Source organism: Butyrivibrio sp. FCS014, assembly GCF_000526935.1.
In the GTDB taxonomy this organism is placed as follows: domain Bacteria; phylum Bacillota; class Clostridia; order Lachnospirales; family Lachnospiraceae; genus Butyrivibrio.
In genome coordinates this window covers 661,843-679,737 of the sequence record NZ_JAHA01000019.1, presented here as the reverse complement: position 1 = coordinate 679,737, position 17,895 = coordinate 661,843, and the positions used below count along the sequence as shown (strand labels likewise).

The window sequence follows — 17,895 nt, the reverse complement described above, 5'->3', positions numbered from 1 at the left end:
GGGCAAGATGAATATAAAAGGGATAATCTTTGACCTGGACGGAGTCATCTGCAGCACCGATGAGTATCACTATCAGGCGTGGAAATCCATCGCGGACGATGAGGGGATATATTTTGACAGAAAGATAAATGAAAGACTCCGTGGAGTCTCAAGGGCAGAAAGCCTTGAGATCATACTTGAGAGGGCAGCAGCTGTATACAGCCCGGAGGAAAAGGCTGCTCTCATGGAAAAAAAGAACAATATCTACAGAGAACTTCTGAAGAATATGGGCCCCGGGGATGTCACTGAGGAAGTAAGAAGCACCTTAAGGGAGCTTAAGGAAAGAGGATATGGTCTTGCCATTGGCTCTTCCTCAAAGAATACCCGGTTCATCCTGGAGAGGACAGCCCTTACTGATGCCTTTGACGGTATCAGCGACGGCAACATGATTTCCAGGTCCAAGCCCGACCCTGAGGTGTTCATCAAGGCTGCGGGAATTCTTGGGCTTAAAAACGAGGAGTGCCTTGTGATAGAAGATGCAATCTCGGGTATAAACGCGGCAAATGCAGCGGGGTTTCACAGTGTCGGAATAGGCCCTGCCGCGGAGTGTGACGAAGCAGAGTTTAAAATAAGTTTTTTTTTCCGAAATACTGGATATTTAGTTTCAAAAATGTGTCTTTCTTCGTATAAAGAGATATATACTTAAATTGTGGTGACCTTGTTTCGAAAGGAATAGGAGCGCAATATGAGGAAGACCAGGAAAAAAGTAATTCAGGAAATCAATACCCAGCAGCCCAAAATGAAGGACATGCAAAGTCCTTATGACGTGGAGGACTATTTAAACAGTACCATCTACTTTAAAGATAACAGGCTGATGGAGGACTCTTTTAGCCAGGATAGCGAATCTGTAAGAAGCGTTAAGCTTTCCGGTAAGAGGCAGGATATAGGTAAATCCATGCCTCCTAAGTATACTGCAAGGGATCTTCATGATCTTCTCTCAAGGCAGGACAGACTGGTAGTCGATCTGAAAAAAGAAAGGAACTTTGACGCCAGGGAAGCAAGCAGGGTCAAAGATACCCAGGCTGAAGTGGATGAGATCAACAAGGTCCTTGATATGTTTGCCAATGGTGAAGAGATCGAGGAAGAAGCTATATACAGCTACTATACTAAGGAAGAACAGCAGGAAGCAATTAAGAGCCTTAACTATAAGAAATCGAGAGATCTCACACAGCTTCTGATCAATGATCATTCAAAGAGCGACTCTCCGGAGATGGCAGCACTTAAGACTGAGGTTCTGCGCCTTACCTATCATCTTGAAGCCATCAGGGATATGGAGGTTACAAGGGAGAATATAGAGGAACTTAAGGTATACTACGCGGTTGCCATCAAATTCTGCGAAGACTATCTCTCCACCAAGAAGCACAATAAGCGTTATGAAAAAGTTTTTGCCGTATGGCAGGGACTTTCATATGAGAATGACACTCTGTCATTGGTAAAGGATCTGGATTTCAGTAACAAGGAAGACTATACCATGGGAGAGCTTCTTGGCATGTCCAGAACTAAGTCCCGGAATGTGGTCAGAACCTCGAAACTTGAGATAAAAGAAACCTTAAAGGCTGAGGAAGCCAGCGATGATGTGATAAACGCACTGAGAGTCTTCGGAGCGGATTACAGCATAAGGAATGCGTATGCGGCAGCAGGAAATAAGCCCAAGGATATACAGAAGCTTGTAAGCAATAACCTCGAGCTCATGAAGGATTTAAGCCGGTTCAAACCGGGGCAGGTTCAGGTCCTTGATGTAAGTGTCATGGGCAAAAAAGTCAGAATCCTTCAGACGGCGGAGAATCAGCTTTTTGCTATTGAAAAGCATGGAAAGATAGCGCTGAATAATACTGCACAGGGGTTATATCAGCAGCTTACCAACGATGTTATGCAGCGTCCCGAATTTTACGGGAAGGATGCTGTTGTGGATCTTCTTGAAAGCTACAGGAAGAAGACGGATATCACAAAGGGTGAATATACCCATATCAGAGACAATGTTGCCGAGTACCTTGCCAAGGTTCTGGACCTTAAAAAGGACGATTTTAACAACGTTCGAAGAACAGCCATGGTTGGCTATGCCAGAGAACTTGCAGAGGGTAAGAAGACTCCTGAGCAGATAAAGCAAATTCTTCAGGATGCCAAGCAGGACGAGGATCTTATAAACGGTATTGCACTGACAGAACTTATGGAACTTGATGCAGCCAGAGGTGGTGAGATGGAAGATCATGTATCCATGTACAAAGTTCAGGCCAATGCTGATGAAAATGACTGGTCAGACGATGAGAAGGCCGTCAAAAAGCTGATGGCTGAATTCGTCTTTACAAGTGATACCTTAACAATGGACAAGAATGCTGACGATCCCAAGGAGTTTGTAAGGACTGTTCTTCTTGACAATATAAAGGCTCTTAAGCTTCTTGTGGAGGATAAGAGTGATAAGGATCACGACCTCATAGCCACCATAATGAAGAAGATGTCACTGGATAAGGTGTCCGATGACAAAAACGATGATTTTGCCGGAGTTATAGGAAAAGGACTCAGGAAAATCGTTGAGTTTTTAAGGCGGCAGAAAGACGTTGATATTGAGAAACTTCTCCGCGATCAAAATAATAAAGATGTAAATGATCAGCTTGAGCTTGCTCATGGCACCATGGAGCAGGGAATCAAGGATTCCGCACAGATCATGCAGCACAATGTTAATAATATTGTGGATGCCATGTTCCCGGAAGTTGAAAATGATCCTCTGGAGGAAGAGACCCTTAAGAGCATTATGAAGAATGCCACAAAAACCGAAGCCGGTCAGGGTCTGTTTATAAGGAAAGTTCTGAAGAACTATTTCGCGAAAATGAAGACCGTGGACCAGCGGGCTATGCTCTCGTCTGCGCTTCGCTCCTGCAAAAAGGTTGAAGTACAAAAACTGGATGGTATACATCTCTTTGATGAGATTAAGAAGAAAAGGCTTTCCAAATTCAAAGATATTCTGGATGAGAGAAGTTATGACGCACTTACAAATGAGAAAAAGGCACTGATAGAGGAGTACGGGAAAGAGAGAGAAAAGCTGCAGATACAGGCTAACTATTTTGCCGGACTTATCCGGGGAGCCGGACCTCTTTTGCATAAAATGCTCCAGGGATTTCCGGAGGATAGTCTTCCGGAGTCTGTTAAACTTGCCTTAAGGGATGTAAAGTCAAAGCTTCCTCCTATTCCCGAGAGAGTTGTAAAGACTCAGATGAATGCCATGATAGAGGCATCAGGCGGCAAAGTCACAAAGATAGAAATTCTTAAAAACCTTGGCGCTGCTTCTGTTGGACAGACATTTCTGTGTAATATATACGGACCCGGTATGAAGGAGGGCAAAAGGGTAGTCATTAAGCTCCTTCGTCCCGACTGTCAGAACCGCATGAAACGTGAAGAGAAGGTTATGCTGGATTGTGCCAAAGAGGTAAGCGTCGGTATGTACGAGACCTATAAGGGGCAGCTTGGCAATTACTATATGGAGCTGGATCTTTCCCAGGAAGCCAAGAATATTGAGGATGGTCAGGTATATAACAAGGGGTACGGAGATGTTAAATCTGAAGAAGTTGACAGGACAATTGCGCCTACCGCCAATTACCTTATGATCAAAGAAGCTCCGGGAAAAACTCTGGACGATATCCTTTTGGATTCTGTTAAAACAAGAAAAGAAATCCATGATGAGGTACATGAAAAGTATATAAACGATCAGGGAAAAGAAGTGGTATCAGAAGTTACAATTCCGCTTACAGATGAGAGTATTAAGAAGACAAAACAGGCCAGAGATAAGCTTATCGACCTTGCCAACGATCTTATCAAAAAGAGGGATATCATGGCCCATATCACCAAGAAATGGCTTGAGGAAGCTCTTTTCGGATCGGGCTATTATCATGCGGATCTTCATGCCGGTAACATCCTTATAAGTGATACAAAGGGTACCCTCATAGATTACGGAAATGCTGTCAATTTCTCGGATGAACAGAAGGTGTCCATTACCAGAATGATGACAGCGGCAGCTGCCGGTAATGTTGATATGTTTTTTGAGGAGTTCAATAATCTCCTGGATAACAAGGATGAGGCTTTTAAGGACTTCTATACTGAAGATAAGCAGGCGGAAGTAAAAGAGGCATTCAGCGAGATTCTGGAAATGGGAAGCGCATCCGAGGCCGGAGAACGTATTGCAGCTGCGCTTATCAGGGCATCGGAACTTGGAGTAAAGCTTCCGGCATCCATTTATAATTTCTCTCAGGGACAGCTGCGACTTCAGAAGTCCATAGACGATATAAACCTCGAGATCGGAAGAATAGGTGAGGATCTTAACAACATTGAACAGCATCTCAGGAAATATGACAACAAGGTGCTTGGCCTTAGCCTTGTAATAGAAAATGCATATGTTACGACCAGAGGGAGAAACGGGTTTGCTGCCAGCATCAAGCAGCAGTATGACTCCCTTATGGGAGTAGGCGAGGAGACATTTAAAAAGGGACTTGTGGACAATACCAAAAAGAAAGGCAATCTGGCCAAAGGCATAGCCCCCATCAATAAGAGAGCGGAGTTTGATGATCATATACTTGGAGAACTGGCTGATTTTGAAAGAGATCTGAAAAGAGCTTATGACCATGGAAAGCTTCCTGATTTTAAAGCTTACAGAAAAAAATGGACTGATTTCAGGGATAAATGGAAAGCTAAGTTCAAGGCTATAGAGGATGATAAGACGCTTTCCGAAGAGCAAAAGAAGGAAAAAGCGGAGACTGTTCAGAGGGAACTTGATGTAGAATCATCAGATTTCTGGGTTGAATTGCTGCCGGGAAAAGGAGACGCAGAAATACTGGAAAGAATCGGTATAAAAAATCTGATGCCGGCATTATTACCGGCGGTACAGACGCTGGATGACAGTGGCGTAGAATCTATTCTGACCATCTATGAACAGGTAATACCTAAAGGTCTTGAAATTGACAAGAAAGTGAAAGATTTTCGCCGGCTTCAGGACAAGAAAGAATTAACCGATGACAAAAAGACTGCTCTTACTAACGAAATATACAATCTTTATGTCGAATATAACGAAGCCAAAAATAAAAATCATCCGATCACATTATCATTCCTTGGTGAGATTCGGAAAGTCATACGTTATGATGATAAAATCAAGGATTTGGATATGATGCTCAAAGAAACTACAAAGACCACCGTAAAAGAGGGCGATGCAGAAGTTGAGATCGCCTATGGTGAGTTGTTTAATAAAAAGCTGGAGGAGTATCATAAGCTGGCAGAAAAATATGCAAACAAAAATGAGATAATATTGAATATGACCAGAATCCCCCAGGCAGATAAAGAGAAGATCACAAAACTTCTGACAGAGCTTGGTAAGATACATATGGATATTACAAAAATCCAGCTGAAACGCTTCATGGAAGGGCGATATGACAGGGACATCGATATTAAGAGCATCGATTTTACCGATGTAATGCAGGAACTAATATCAGATAATAAGGCCAAATTTGCAGGTAATGTCGGAATTGGAAACCTTATTCTCATGGGCGGAAAAGCTGCATTTAGTTATTTCTTTGGCTGATAGAATGTTATAACGTAAAACCCTTTCCGACGTGGGTCGCTGAGGGTGGTTCATTTCATTAGTGAGGACTTTGGCATGACCAGGATTTATTCGATAGATGAGGCCCCTTTGGAAGGGAGCTTTGCGGGGATTCCCGATTTTGTATTTAAGAACGTTGGACAGGAGGGGTACTTTACCCTCCTTAGCGTGGATAGTGAAGACGGCAAAGAAGATGATTTTGTGGGAATAGCCCAGTTCTATGTTGGTATGACTTCGCGTGGTCTGTACTATGCCGAGCTTGTTTATATCTATGTAACTGAGGGCTTCAGGCACAACGAGGAAGGCCTGCGGCTTGTAAGACAGATAACACAGATACTGAAATCGCAGGATGTTGATGTTATTTTGACAGACATTCCCTATAATGAAGATGAGGAGATAATCTCAGATCTTGAGGAGAATGAGATAGTTCTTTTCTTCAGGGAATGCGGATTTATTCCTGCTTTGGATGATAAGGATGAAAGGCAAAGACTGATAAAACTGACCCGGAGATAGAGGCCCTATGCAGGTGATCGTAACCGTAAACAGCGATAGGATCCTGAGGATCACTGACAAAGAGGGGGCGTTCCTTACCTTTGAGCTTTCAAGGGATATGGCCCGTATCCTCTCTATTGTCGTGCCCGAAGATGCAAGGAGGAAGGGAATCGGCAAAAAGCTTCTCCTTGCTTCTGAAAGGATTCTTCTCCATCGCGGGATCAGGAAGGTGTACGCTGATTTTTCCTGCGAAGCTAAAGGGGCAAAAGAGCTGTTTGAGAGTGCCGGGTATACCGGGGCAAAGTCTACGGATATTTTGGCGATTCCCATTGGAGTGGTTCTTTATTCTCCAAAGGTAAAAAAGGCTCTTTGGGCCGATAGGGGATTGGCATCTTATACGCAGCTTTACAACCTTACCGTTACAAGGATGCAGGAGGTATTTGACCTTCTTGGCGATGTGGGAGCCGATGTTACAGGCTATGATATGGCTCACTGCAACAGCCGGGTAAGCACTGTGGTTTTTGATTCCAATGGAAAACCTGCTGCCGTGGTTCTTTGTACGGATATGGAAAGAGATCTGAATGTGGATTTTCTTATATCGAAGAAAATGGAGGACCCGGCCTATATTCTTCTTGCAATGCTTGGAATGGTTGAAGCCATAAGGAATGTCGGAGGAGAGCGGAGATATAACAGACTTACCATGGCCGCCTATAACAGTAAAGTGATAGCTCTTTTGAAAAATACTCTTTCTGATGAAAGTAATATAGAAGTGATATCGGAGTGCATCAGCGTCTCCAAGGACATCTCAAAAAGCAGCGGCGCAGTGCCGGATGTCAGATATGAGAAGGAGGAAGACGACTACCAGGAATCGGCCTGGGAGAGGGAAGTCTTCGATATTCCATTTCAGAAAAATGTGCTTTGGAAATCAAAGTGGCAAAGAAACAGGGATAGTAAATGAGGGAGACAATTTTAGAGACCAAAAGATGCTATGTCAGAGAACTTGAGGAAGGCGATGTGGCAGCTGAGGCTGAGCTTTTTAAAAGCTCACATATGACGGACTATATCGACCCGCCGGAAGCCTATGAGGAAGAGGTGCTCCTTTGCAGGGAGTATGCCGAGCTGGTCTATCGCAGATACGGCTATGGGATGTGGGGCATATTCGACAAAGAGACTGATGCATTGATCGGGGAAGCGGGTCTTGAGCCCCGCTTTGATGTTGACAGGGATGAGTACCCCTACGACTGGATGTTTGAGAAGGACTGCGCAGAGCTGGGCTTTTTTATTGCACAGGACCTGTGGGGACAGGGCTATTGCACAGAGGCCTGCAGCAGCATACTTGATCATTGCAGGGATCATTTCGGGATCCGCCGGGTATTTGCCAGGGCTGAGGAGGAGAATGTGGCCTCCGTGAGGGTCCTGGAGAAGCTTGGATTTAAGCGGGAAGAGAAGGGGCTTTATGTTAAGGCCTTTTAGTTGACAAATTTATGGCAATAGTTTGCCGGGTGCTTTCGCTATTTTTTTAGGTCATGCTTGAAAATAGCGAAACCGCGATGAGTCCCGGCGGTCAGGTCCTTTTTTGAGGGCATCCATGATATAATTGCGTAAAAGGTATTTGCTATATTTGGGGGGATTACAGATGTCTAAAGTTGTATATGAGGATCCTGAGATCAGAACTTTTGCTGCGGGGGAGGAGCATGAGGGGATCTTTCTTCCGGGAGTATTTCCAGCCGACATTAAAATTGAGTGGGAATTTAAGCCCATAAAAGGCGCAGGCTGCGCAGCTGTCTCTTTTGCCATGAAGGATGAGAATGCATTTCACATGGTCTACTTCAGGCGGGGGAGTGAGGAAGACCGGGCCTTTCACGTCTGCAGTCTTATAAAGGATGCCGGAAACGGCGTAGTTGCTGCAGGAGCAGATCCTTTGCCTGACCTGTATCCTGAATATTCGGGAAAAGAGCTATCGTGGTACAGGATGACTATCCTTAAAAAGGGAAGAGACGTGGCGTTTTGGATAAATGACCTGGAGATACTCAGTTTCCATGACGACGGCATGACCCATGGAGAGATGCTTACAGGCGGAAACGTAGTGATCAGGCAGGACGGTGATCTTGCAGCAGAGTACAGAAACCTTAAGGTTACCTGGATTTAATAGAATGCATACGATGGGAGGATTTGAGCGTATGAAAATACTTGTAATAAACGGACCAAACCTGAATTTCCTCGGAATCAGGGAGAAGAATATTTACGGCAATGAGGACTACGAATACCTCTGCAACACAATAAAAGAAAAAGCAGCCGCAGACGGAGACGAAGTGGAATGCTACCAGTCTAACCATGAGGGAGCCATCATCGACAGACTCCAGGCTGCCTACAGCGACGGAACAGATGGCATCGTTATAAATCCCGGAGCATATACTCACTACAGCTACGCAATTCACGATGCTCTAAAGAGTCTTGAGAACATAATCAAGATCGAGGTTCACATCTCGGACATTCAGTCCAGAGAGGAGTTTCGAAAGGTGTCCGTTACTGCCCCTGCCTGCCACAAGCAGATCTACGGCCACGGGCTTAAGGGCTATCTTGAGGCAATGGATATGATCCATGACATGAAGTAAATCATATTAAAAGTAGGTATAAAAAATAGTTGAAAAATGTGATATGATAGTTTATACTACTAAAGTTGTTTGATGTAATGTAATTTAGGAGGATTTTCTATGATTTCTGCAAGTGATTTCAGAAATGGTGTAACCATCGAGATTGATGGAAACGTATGTCAGGTTATTGAATTTCAGCATGTTAAGCCCGGTAAAGGCGCTGCTTTCGTAAGAACTAAGCTCAAGGACATCATCAATGGCGGTGTTAAGGAGACAACCTTCCGCCCTACTGAGAAGTTCCCTGCAGCAAGAATTGACAAGAAGGATATGCAGTATCTCTATCAGGATGGAGATATTTTCAACTTTATGGATTCAGAGACCTATGAGCAGATTGGTCTTACAGCTGATCAGATTGGCGACTCTCTCAAGTTCGTTAAGGAGAATGAGACATGTAAGGTAATGTCTTACAACGGCAATGTATTCGCAGTTGAGCCTCCTATGTTCGTAGAGCTTACTATTTCAGAGACAGAGCCCGGCTTCAAGGGTGATACAGCTACAGGTGCTACAAAGCCTGCTACTGTAGAGACAGGTGCTACAGTATCTGTTCCTCTCTTCGTAAACGAGGGAGATGTTATCAAGATCGATACAAGAACAGGCGAGTACCTTTCAAGAGTTTGATCATATACGTATAACCATATCTGACAGAACAATCATAAGACTATAGAAACTAAGTAAGACAATAGAGAAAGCGTGAGTTATCTCTATTGTCTTTTTTTGCGTGTTAAAGCAGAGCCATGTAATCAAATTTGCATGCGTGCTTGCACGCAAATGCAAATTTGATTATATGGCGAGCTACACGAACTCGAAAATGCTTGCATTTTCGAGTTTGAGTGTCTGCTTTAACAGAAAATTTAAAGGAGAAAACAGATATGGATATAAAAGAATTTGGCAAGATACTTGCCGCAGAAGTTAAGGATGTACTCGGTGGTGACTACCATATTGAAGTAAGTGAGGTGGTTAAGAATAACGGAGTGATAAGAAATGCTCTTGCAATCAGAAAAGAAGGAGAGTTCGTATCTCCAACAATCTACATTGACAGCTTTTTTGAAGATTACAAAAACGGTGTGATGCTTATGAGTATAGTCAATGATCTGGTGAAGATGTACCATGCCAGCAGCGTTCCTGCAGCGGGAATGGAGATGGATTTCTTCAGGGATTTTTCAGAGGTTTCGGGAAGGATGTATTACAAGCTGGTGAACTATGAAAAGAATAAAGTTAGCCTTAAGGATATTCCCTACAGGAAGGTACTGGATCTTGCCATGGTTCCCCTTTGCAGAGTGGACAACGATGTTATAGGAAGCGGCAATATCACCGTTACAAATACTCACTTAAGGATGTGGGAGATTTCAGAGGAAGAGCTTTGGGAGAATATCAGGGACAATGCGCCAAAGCTCGCTCCTGTCAAGGTGCGCGGCCTTGCGGATGTGCTTCAGAGAATTACCGGGTGCGATGATGATCTTTTCCCCATATGTGGGATCTATGTGGTGAGCAATACATCAGAGTGCCTCGGAGCAGGATCAGTTTTTTACCCGGGAGTATTAAAGGGGCTTGCAGAAGACCTTGAGTGCGACCTGTACATCATTCCCTCATCGATCCACGAGGTGCTGGTGCTGCCTGATAGCGAGTTTGGCATTGATGCAAATAACCTTCGCAGCATCATAAATGAAGTAAATACCACAACTGTTAGCGACGAGGAGATCCTTAGCGACAACCTCTACGTATATCACAGTGACAGCGACAGAATCTTCATCGCAGATAATGAAGAGGATATTGCGAGTTGATTGACAACAGGAACGCTACAGTTGTTACGGATGCTGAGGGAAAGAAGCTTGTTATATAGGAGTCCTGTTGGTAAACCATGCAGAAAATGGCAACAAGTATCTATATGATGTTATTGCAATAAAAAAGGAAACGAGAAGCCCGCAACAGTGAAATGCGGTAAAAACCCGTTTCCATACCAATTATATAGCAATTTCTTTTGGAAATGTCAATATGCTTCAGTTCATCCGTTTAACTTAGGCATAAAAAATGCACCCGACAGGACTCGAACCTGCAACAAAGGCGTCGGAGGCCTACGTTTTATCCATTAGACTACGGGTGCGCACTAGACTATAATACCATAACTTTGCTTGAAATTACAGAGATTAAAGGTATAATTGTAGTGTTGTACTAAAATATGATAACAATGCGGGTTTTCGCCCTATGAAGGAGACAATAATGACATTACTTGAGCAGTATAAAAAGCTTTCAAAAGAGATTGGATATATGGGTCATGCAGTCAGCCTGATGTATTGGGATATGCAGACCACAGCCCCTGAGGGAGGACAGGAGAAACTCTCCGACTCCATCACATATTTTTCCACGGAGTCCTTTAAGAAGAGCACTTCCGACGAGTTCTACGATCTGGTATGCAAGCTCTGTGAGCCTGAGGAATTTGACAAACTTGATGATGTTTATAAATTTGATATTTCAAGGACCAAGAGGGATCTGGACAAGGCCCGCAGGGTTCCTGCTGACTTCTACGAGGAGTATGTGAAGACCACCACCGCATCCAGCATGGCATGGCCCAAGGCTAAGCAGAACAATGACTGGAATTACTACAAGCCTCTTTTAGAGAAGACCATCGAGGCAGTGAAGAAGTACCAGGGCTATATGAACCCGGACAAAAAAGTCTACGACGCCCTTATAGATCAGTTCGAGGAGGGGATGACCCAGGAGACCATCGACAGGGTATTCGGTGAGCTCAAAGAGGAACTGGTGCCTATGGTGGAGAAGATAACCGCAGCACCTCAGCCCGATCACAGTAAGTTCACCATGTTTGTCCCTGCCCACGAACAGGCGGCTCTTTGCGAGTTCCTGGTTGAGTACATGGGAATGGATATGACAAGATTTGCACAGGCGCAGACGGAGCATCCCTTCACTACATCCATGTCCATAAATGATGTAAGGATCACAAACCACTATCACGAGCATGAGGTCATTGCTCCTATTTTCAGCGCAATCCACGAGGGAGGCCACGCGCTCTTTGAGCAGGGAGTAGATCAGAAGTATAAGGATACTGAAGCTTCCAACATAAACTACATGGGTCTTCACGAGAGCCAGTCAAGATTCTTTGAGAATATCCTGGGAAGAAACATCAACTTCTGGAAGCCTATCTGGCCTAAGGTTCTTGAGATCGTTCCCGAGTTTAAGGATGTTACTCTGGAGGAGTTTGTCCGTGAGATCAATCATGTGCAGAACAGCCTTATCAGAACAGATGCGGATGAGGTTACCTATTGCCTGCATGTCATTTTAAGATACGAGGTAGAAAGAGCTATCTTTATTGACGGTGTATCAGTAGATGAGCTCCCTGCTCTTTGGAATAAGAAGATGGAAGAACTGCTTCACATCGTTCCTCCGACAGACGCTGAGGGTATTCTTCAGGATATGCACTGGTCAGACGCAAGTTTTGGATATTTCCCTTCATATCTTCTGGGAAGCATCTATGACGGCATGTTCCTTGAGACGATTGAAGCTGAACTTGGTCCTGTAGATGACATTCTGGCAGCAGGCGACATTAAGAAGATAACCGCATGGCTTAGGGAGAACATTCACAAGTACGGATCCACAAGGACATCATCGGAAGTTCTTGAAAAGGTATGTAACAAGGAGCTCTCGGCACAGCCGCTTTTAAACTACTTCAAGAAGAAATACTCTGAAGTTTACGGCCTTTCACTGTAATGCGGCGCCCTTGACTAAGGCCTGTTTTACAGATAAAATCAGTATGTTTCATTGTATTTATTTGTAGGAGATTATTGAGGTTTTACCCATGAGAAATAATAAAAAGGACAACAAGTCCTGGAGAAATAATACCAATTCATTTTCCGCCTTTTTGGGGGACAATAAGAAATATCTGATGCCTGCTGTTCTTGTGGTTGCAGTGGTTCTGACGGTTGTCATCGCCATCAATGCCAACAAGAGAGCAACGGAGGTTGCACAGGTCAACACCGCAGCCACAGAGGCATCTGTTATCGAGATCCCGGATGTTACCATGGAAGAGAATGCATATCCCGAGGTTAATGCCCTTGTTGAGAGATACTATACCGCATCAGCAGCAGGGGATTCCGATACTCTTTCCGAGATATACAGAGGCCTTGAAGAGACAGAGATCCTTAAGGCTGTTGCGGCATCGGAATATATCGACAAGTTTGAGAACATTACCGTTTATACCAAGCCGGGCCCCAGAGAGGGCTGCTATGTGGCTTATGTCTACAATGAGGTTAAGCTCTTTGATTATGACGGAACTGTTCCCGGCCTTGAAACCCTCTATATCTGTACGGATGATGACGGTACTCTCTATATCAACGGAGACATCGCAGATGCTGCAGAGATAGACTATATCAAACAGATCAGTGTTCAGGCTGATGTTATAGATCTTAACAACAGGATCGCCACCCGCTACAACGAGATGGTAAGCGCTGACGAGAATCTTGCAGAGCTTCTTACCAGAATGCGTTCCGGAATTCAGGTTGCCGTGGGAGAAGGCCTTGCAACAGCAGAGGCTTCCACACCCGATGAGAGTGCTTCGGAAGCTACCACAGAGGAGCAGCCCGGTACAGTTACCGTGACCAAGCGCGTTATCAAGGCTCTGGATGTAGTCAATATCAGAAGCTCTGATTCAGTTACTGCCGATACCCTTGATAAGACCACACAGGGTCAGGAGTTCAAGGAGCTTGAGAGACTTGACAACGGCTGGAGTAAGGTTGAGTACAAGAACGGCGTAGCCTATGTAAAGACCGAGTTCTTTGAGACGGTATCCGAAGAGACCGAAGTTATTCCGGTAGAGAACAATGAGGAGCAGGATGATGCTTCCGAGGACAGCGATGAGCAGGAGGAGACCCAGGCTGATAATGCTGCAGCCGAGGCCACTACTTCCCAGCAGGAGACAACCACCGATTCCAAGGTTAAGTCAGATGCAAAGACAGGCAAGCTTGTTGTGACTCAATCCGTCAAGCTTCGTAAGGGACAGGGCACAGATACCGATTCTCTGGGTACTATCTATGCCGGTTCAACGGTAAATGTTGTGGAACAATATTCAAACGGATGGGCAAAAGTAGAGTATAATAAGAATACAGGATATATCAAATCGGAATTCTTAAGACAGTGATCTTACAAAACGGAGGTAACATCAATGTTCGGAAGCTTTAGAGTTGGTATCATGGGTGCAGGCAAGATTGCCGAGGTTATGGCTGACACGTTAAAGGGGATGAGAGGTGTTACCTGCTACGCCGTTGGATCAAGAAGTCAGGAGAAAGCCGATGACTTTGCCAAAAGATTTGGCGTTAAAAAGGCATACGGCTCCTACGCGGAGCTGGTGTCTGATCCCAAAGTGGATCTTATATATGTTGCTACTCCCCACTCGGAGCATTTTGAGAACTGCAAGCTGGCTCTTTCCGCAGGCAAGAACGTCATCTGCGAGAAGGCTTTCATGCTCAATGAGAAACAGGCTGCGGACATTTTCAAATATGCCGAGGAAAAGAATCTTCTTTTGACCGAAGCTATCTGGACAAGGTATATGCCCCTCAGGACCAAGTTAACAGAGGTCATTTCCAGTAATGTTATCGGAGAGCCCACTATGCTCACTGCAAACCTGGGCTACAATATAGTCTATAAAGACAGGATCAATCAGCCTGCCCTTGGCGGCGGCGCTTTGCTTGATCTTGGTGTCTACGTCCTCAATTTTGCCTCCATGGTATTTGGCAACGATGTGGCTGATATAGCGTCCATTTGTACCTATAATGACCTTGGAATGGATATGCAGGACAGCATTACCCTTAGATATAGAAACGGAAAAATGGCCGTACTGAACGCTACAGCTCTTGCCAGCAGCGACAGGAAAGGCATTATCTATGGCCCGAAGGGCTTTATCGTTGTTGAGAACATCAATAACCCTGAGAGCATTACAGTCTATAACAGCGAGTACAAGAAGATCGCCGAATATAACAGACCCAAGCAGATCTCAGGTTATGAGTATGAGATAGAGGCGTGCATAAGGGCTATCAAGGAGAAATGGCTTGAGTGTCCGGAGATGCCTCATTCCGAGTCTCTTAAGATCATGAATATGATGGACTTCATCAGAAGGAGCAACAACATAAGATTCCCGGGAGAGGAAGCGTATGAAGAAAAGAATTCTGATGGGAATAATAATTCTGTCCCTGATGCTGGGGCAGATGTCATTTCCCAGCCAGGCGGGGCGGCTGGAGCAGACGATCCAGGAAATGCAGCAGCAGGAAGCCCAGACTCAGGAGACAATCTCCAATCTGGAGAAGCAGACCAGGGAGACCAGGGACGCGATAACAGCGCTCCAGGGGCAGAGGGAACAGACGCAGAGTAACGTAAACAACCTGCAAAATCAGAGCAGCAGCCTCCAGAGCACCATCAAGGGCTATTCCAACAAACTGGACTCCCTCAATAAGGAGATTTCCGATGCTGAGGACAAGATGGCCGAAGTATCCGCTCAGATAGTGGATCTTAACGGTCAACTTCAGGAAGCCGAGGAAATGGAGCGCGACAGATACGAACTGCTCAAAAAGCGTCTTCAGTCAACCTATGAGAGCGGAGGAACATCGGGACTTGCCAGGATTCTGCTGGAATCAGGGTCTCTTTCCGACTTTCTCACCAAGTTTGAGTATCTGGATGCCATAATCCGGTATGACCGGAAGAAGATATCCGAATACAAGGATCTTCAGAGCAGCATTAAGCTCAAGAAGGCCGAGGTGGAAGAAAAGGAAGCGGAACTTGATGCATATCAGGACCAGCTCGATGAGAAGCATGATGAGCTCTCTTCCCTTACGGATACAGTCAAGAGTCAGTTAAATTCCACCAACAGTTCTCTGTCAAACGAGAAGAACAAGCTGGCTGACTATGAGAATCAGCTGGCAAATCTTGATCAGAAGATGAAGGCACTGGAATCTCAGGTAGCTGCGGCACAGGCGGAACTGGCTAAACAGATAGCAGAGAGACTTGCCCTTACAAGAGAGGATACTTCGGGTTCCTACAGCGCCAGCGACACGGAGCTTGCATGGCTTGCAGCCACCATTCAGGCGGAGGCCGGCGGAGAATCCTATACCGGCAAACTTGCGGTAGGCTCTGTTATCATGAACAGAGTAAAGAGCTCTGCATTCCCCAATACGGTTATAGCGGTCATTACCCAGAATATGCAGTTTGCTTCCTACAGATCCGGGAAGGTTGAGCTTATTATAAACAACGGTCCAAATTCCACCTGCATGAGGGCGGCACAGGAGGTCCTGGACGGTGCCCGTGTAGGTGACTATCTCTTTTTCATGACCAAATACTGGGCCGACTACTATGGGATCGCCGAATACACCATGATCGGCAACCATGCATTCTTTTACAGATGGATCACGATACCAAAACCTGAGCCCGAACCTCAGCCCGAGCCGCAACCTGAGCCGGAGCCGGCAGGCGAAGACGGAGGATCACAGCAGGAGCAAGGCGGTGAAGATAACGGTTCTGAGAACTCAGAGGGAAATTCCGGTGAAGGATCCGGAGAGAACGGCGGGTAAGAGCCTGTAATAAGCAGCAAGGAAGAGTTTTTTAGATTACAAGGGAAGCTCCCGCAGTGAGCTTCCTTTTTTGTATATTCATGCAAAAAACTCTTGCACTTTAAACCGGTGAAATGTATAATTGTATACAAAGTTTGCGAATCCGCATAAATACGCGCATTTCAATGGAAGGAGACGAAAAAAGATGTCATACGTTGATGAAATTTACAACTATGTTGTAGAGAAAAATCCCGCTCAGCCTGAATTCCATCAGGCGGTTAAAGAGGTGCTTGAGTCACTTCGTGTAGTTATTGAGGCCAATGAAGAAGAGTACCGCAAGGACGCTCTTTTAGAGAGACTTGTAACTCCCGAGAGACAGATCCTCTTCAGAGTACCCTGGGTTGATGATAAGGGACAGGTTCATGTTAATAACGGATTCCGTATCCAGTTCAATTCAGCTATCGGACCTTACAAGGGAGGACTTCGTTTCCATCCTTCAGTAAATCTTGGTATTATCAAATTCCTTGGGTTTGAGCAAATCTTCAAGAACTCTCTTACAAGCCTTCCTATCGGCGGCGGTAAGGGTGGTTCAGACTTCGATCCCAAGGGCAAGTCAGACAGAGAGGTTATGGCATTCTGCCAGAGCTTCATGACAGAGCTTTACAGACATATCGGAGCAGACACAGACGTTCCTGCCGGTGATATCGGTGTCGGCGGACGTGAGATCGGATATATGTACGGACAGTACAAGAGGATCAGAGATACCTACGAGGGCGTTCTCACCGGAAAGGGACTTACCTACGGCGGATCACTGGCTCGTACACAGGCTACAGGTTATGGCCTTCTTTATCTTACAGAGGAGCTGCTTAAGTGCAACGGCTCTGACATCAAGGGCAAGACAGTAGTTGTTTCCGGTGCCGGAAACGTTGCTATCTACGCTATTGAGAAGGCTCAGCAGCTGGGAGCCAAGGTTGTTACATGTTCAGATTCCACAGGCTGGATCTATGATCCCGAGGGAATCGATGTAGCACTTCTCAAAGAGGTCAAAGAGGTTAAGAGAGCCCGCCTTACAGAGTATGCATCAGCAAGACCTTCTGCAGAGTACCACGAGGGCAAGGGTGTATGGTCAGTTAAGTGTGATGTTGCTCTTCCTTGCGCAACTCAGAACGAGCTTCTCCTTGATGATGCCAAGCAGCTGGTTGCCAACGGTGTTCAGGCTGTCTGCGAGGGTGCTAACATGCCTACATCCATCGAGGCTACTCAGTATCTTCAGGACAACAAGGTACTCTTCGTTTGCGGTAAGGCTTCAAACGCAGGCGGTGTAGCTACATCAGCTCTTGAGATGAGCCAGAACAGCGAGAGACTTTCATGGACCTTCGAAGAGGTTGATGCTAAGCTTAAGCAGATCATGGTTAACATCTATCACAACATTGATGATGCTGCAAGAAAGTACGGCATGGAAGGCAACTACGTTGCAGGTGCCAACATCGCAGGTTTCCTTAAGGTTGCTGAGGCTATGAAGGCTCAGGGTATCGTTTAATAATTTAGCTAAAAAATAACGTAATAATTTAGGGCCGGAGCGGCATAC

The 17,895-nt window shown here is 45.3% G+C and carries 14 protein-coding genes and 1 tRNA gene; 14 read left to right on the top strand and 1 reads right to left on the bottom strand.

Going from position 1 to position 17,895, the window contains the following annotated elements; all coding sequences use genetic code 11:
* The first annotated feature begins 7 nt into the window (after positions 1 to 7).
* The 9 genes from pgmB (at position 8) to T456_RS0115890 (ending at position 10,544) form a co-directional block, all read left to right on the top strand.
* On the top strand, positions 8 to 685 hold the full coding sequence (gene pgmB, locus T456_RS0115930; protein WP_024867007.1) for a beta-phosphoglucomutase: 678 nt from the start codon (positions 8 to 10) through the stop codon (positions 683 to 685).
* Positions 686 to 724: 39 nt separating this feature from the next.
* Positions 725 to 5,599: an AarF/UbiB family protein gene (locus T456_RS0115925; protein WP_024867006.1), complete on the top strand. Its 4,875-nt coding sequence runs from the start codon at positions 725 to 727 to the stop codon at positions 5,597 to 5,599.
* Positions 5,600 to 5,674: 75 nt separating this feature from the next.
* Positions 5,675 to 6,130 carry a hypothetical protein gene (locus tag T456_RS0115920; protein ID WP_024867005.1) on the top strand — a complete coding sequence of 152 codons (456 nt, stop codon included), beginning with the start codon at positions 5,675 to 5,677 and terminating at the stop codon, positions 6,128 to 6,130.
* A 7-nt stretch (positions 6,131 to 6,137) separates the two neighbouring features.
* Positions 6,138 to 7,067 carry a GNAT family N-acetyltransferase gene (locus T456_RS0115915; RefSeq protein ID WP_024867004.1) on the top strand — a complete coding sequence of 310 codons (930 nt, stop codon included), beginning with the start codon at positions 6,138 to 6,140 and terminating at the stop codon, positions 7,065 to 7,067.
* Complete coding sequence (locus T456_RS0115910) at positions 7,064 to 7,582, top strand: GNAT family N-acetyltransferase (protein WP_024867003.1); 519 nt, start codon at positions 7,064 to 7,066, stop codon at positions 7,580 to 7,582. The genes T456_RS0115915 and T456_RS0115910 overlap by 4 nt, the downstream gene beginning before the upstream one ends.
* A gap of 163 nt (positions 7,583 to 7,745) precedes the next feature.
* The gene (locus tag T456_RS0115905; protein WP_024867002.1) at positions 7,746 to 8,258 is read left to right on the top strand and encodes a DUF1961 family protein; all 513 of its coding nucleotides are present in this window, start codon (positions 7,746 to 7,748) and stop codon (positions 8,256 to 8,258) included.
* 31 nt (positions 8,259 to 8,289) lie between these two features.
* Complete coding sequence (locus T456_RS0115900; RefSeq protein ID WP_024867001.1) at positions 8,290 to 8,724, top strand: type II 3-dehydroquinate dehydratase; 435 nt, start codon at positions 8,290 to 8,292, stop codon at positions 8,722 to 8,724.
* Between the two features lie 99 nt (positions 8,725 to 8,823).
* Positions 8,824 to 9,381, top strand: a complete 558-nt coding sequence (efp, locus tag T456_RS0115895) for an elongation factor P (protein WP_024867000.1) — start codon at positions 8,824 to 8,826, stop codon at positions 9,379 to 9,381.
* Between the two features lie 251 nt (positions 9,382 to 9,632).
* Positions 9,633 to 10,544, top strand: a complete 912-nt coding sequence (locus tag T456_RS0115890) for a DUF5688 family protein (protein WP_024866999.1) — start codon at positions 9,633 to 9,635, stop codon at positions 10,542 to 10,544.
* Between the two features lie 248 nt (positions 10,545 to 10,792).
* Here the strand turns inward: T456_RS0115890 and T456_RS0115885 are convergent.
* Positions 10,793 to 10,864: transfer RNA gene (locus T456_RS0115885), tRNA-Arg, on the bottom strand.
* Between the two features lie 116 nt (positions 10,865 to 10,980).
* Here T456_RS0115885 and T456_RS0115880 point away from each other — a divergent pair.
* From T456_RS0115880 to gdhA, 5 genes are all read left to right on the top strand, one after another.
* Positions 10,981 to 12,483, top strand: coding sequence for a carboxypeptidase M32 (locus T456_RS0115880; protein WP_024866998.1), 1,503 nt, complete (start codon positions 10,981 to 10,983; stop codon positions 12,481 to 12,483).
* A gap of 88 nt (positions 12,484 to 12,571) precedes the next feature.
* Complete coding sequence (locus T456_RS0115875; RefSeq protein ID WP_024866997.1) at positions 12,572 to 13,909, top strand: SH3 domain-containing protein; 1,338 nt, start codon at positions 12,572 to 12,574, stop codon at positions 13,907 to 13,909.
* A gap of 24 nt (positions 13,910 to 13,933) precedes the next feature.
* Positions 13,934 to 15,136 carry a Gfo/Idh/MocA family protein gene (locus T456_RS0115870; protein WP_024866996.1) on the top strand — a complete coding sequence of 401 codons (1,203 nt, stop codon included), beginning with the start codon at positions 13,934 to 13,936 and terminating at the stop codon, positions 15,134 to 15,136.
* The gene (locus T456_RS23875; RefSeq protein WP_024866995.1) at positions 15,021 to 16,328 is read left to right on the top strand and encodes a cell wall hydrolase; all 1,308 of its coding nucleotides are present in this window, start codon (positions 15,021 to 15,023) and stop codon (positions 16,326 to 16,328) included. The genes T456_RS0115870 and T456_RS23875 overlap by 116 nt, the downstream gene beginning before the upstream one ends.
* 184 nt (positions 16,329 to 16,512) lie before the next feature.
* Positions 16,513 to 17,847, top strand: a complete 1,335-nt coding sequence (gene gdhA, locus T456_RS0115860; protein ID WP_024866994.1) for an NADP-specific glutamate dehydrogenase — start codon at positions 16,513 to 16,515, stop codon at positions 17,845 to 17,847.
* Positions 17,848 to 17,895 lie beyond the last annotated feature (48 nt).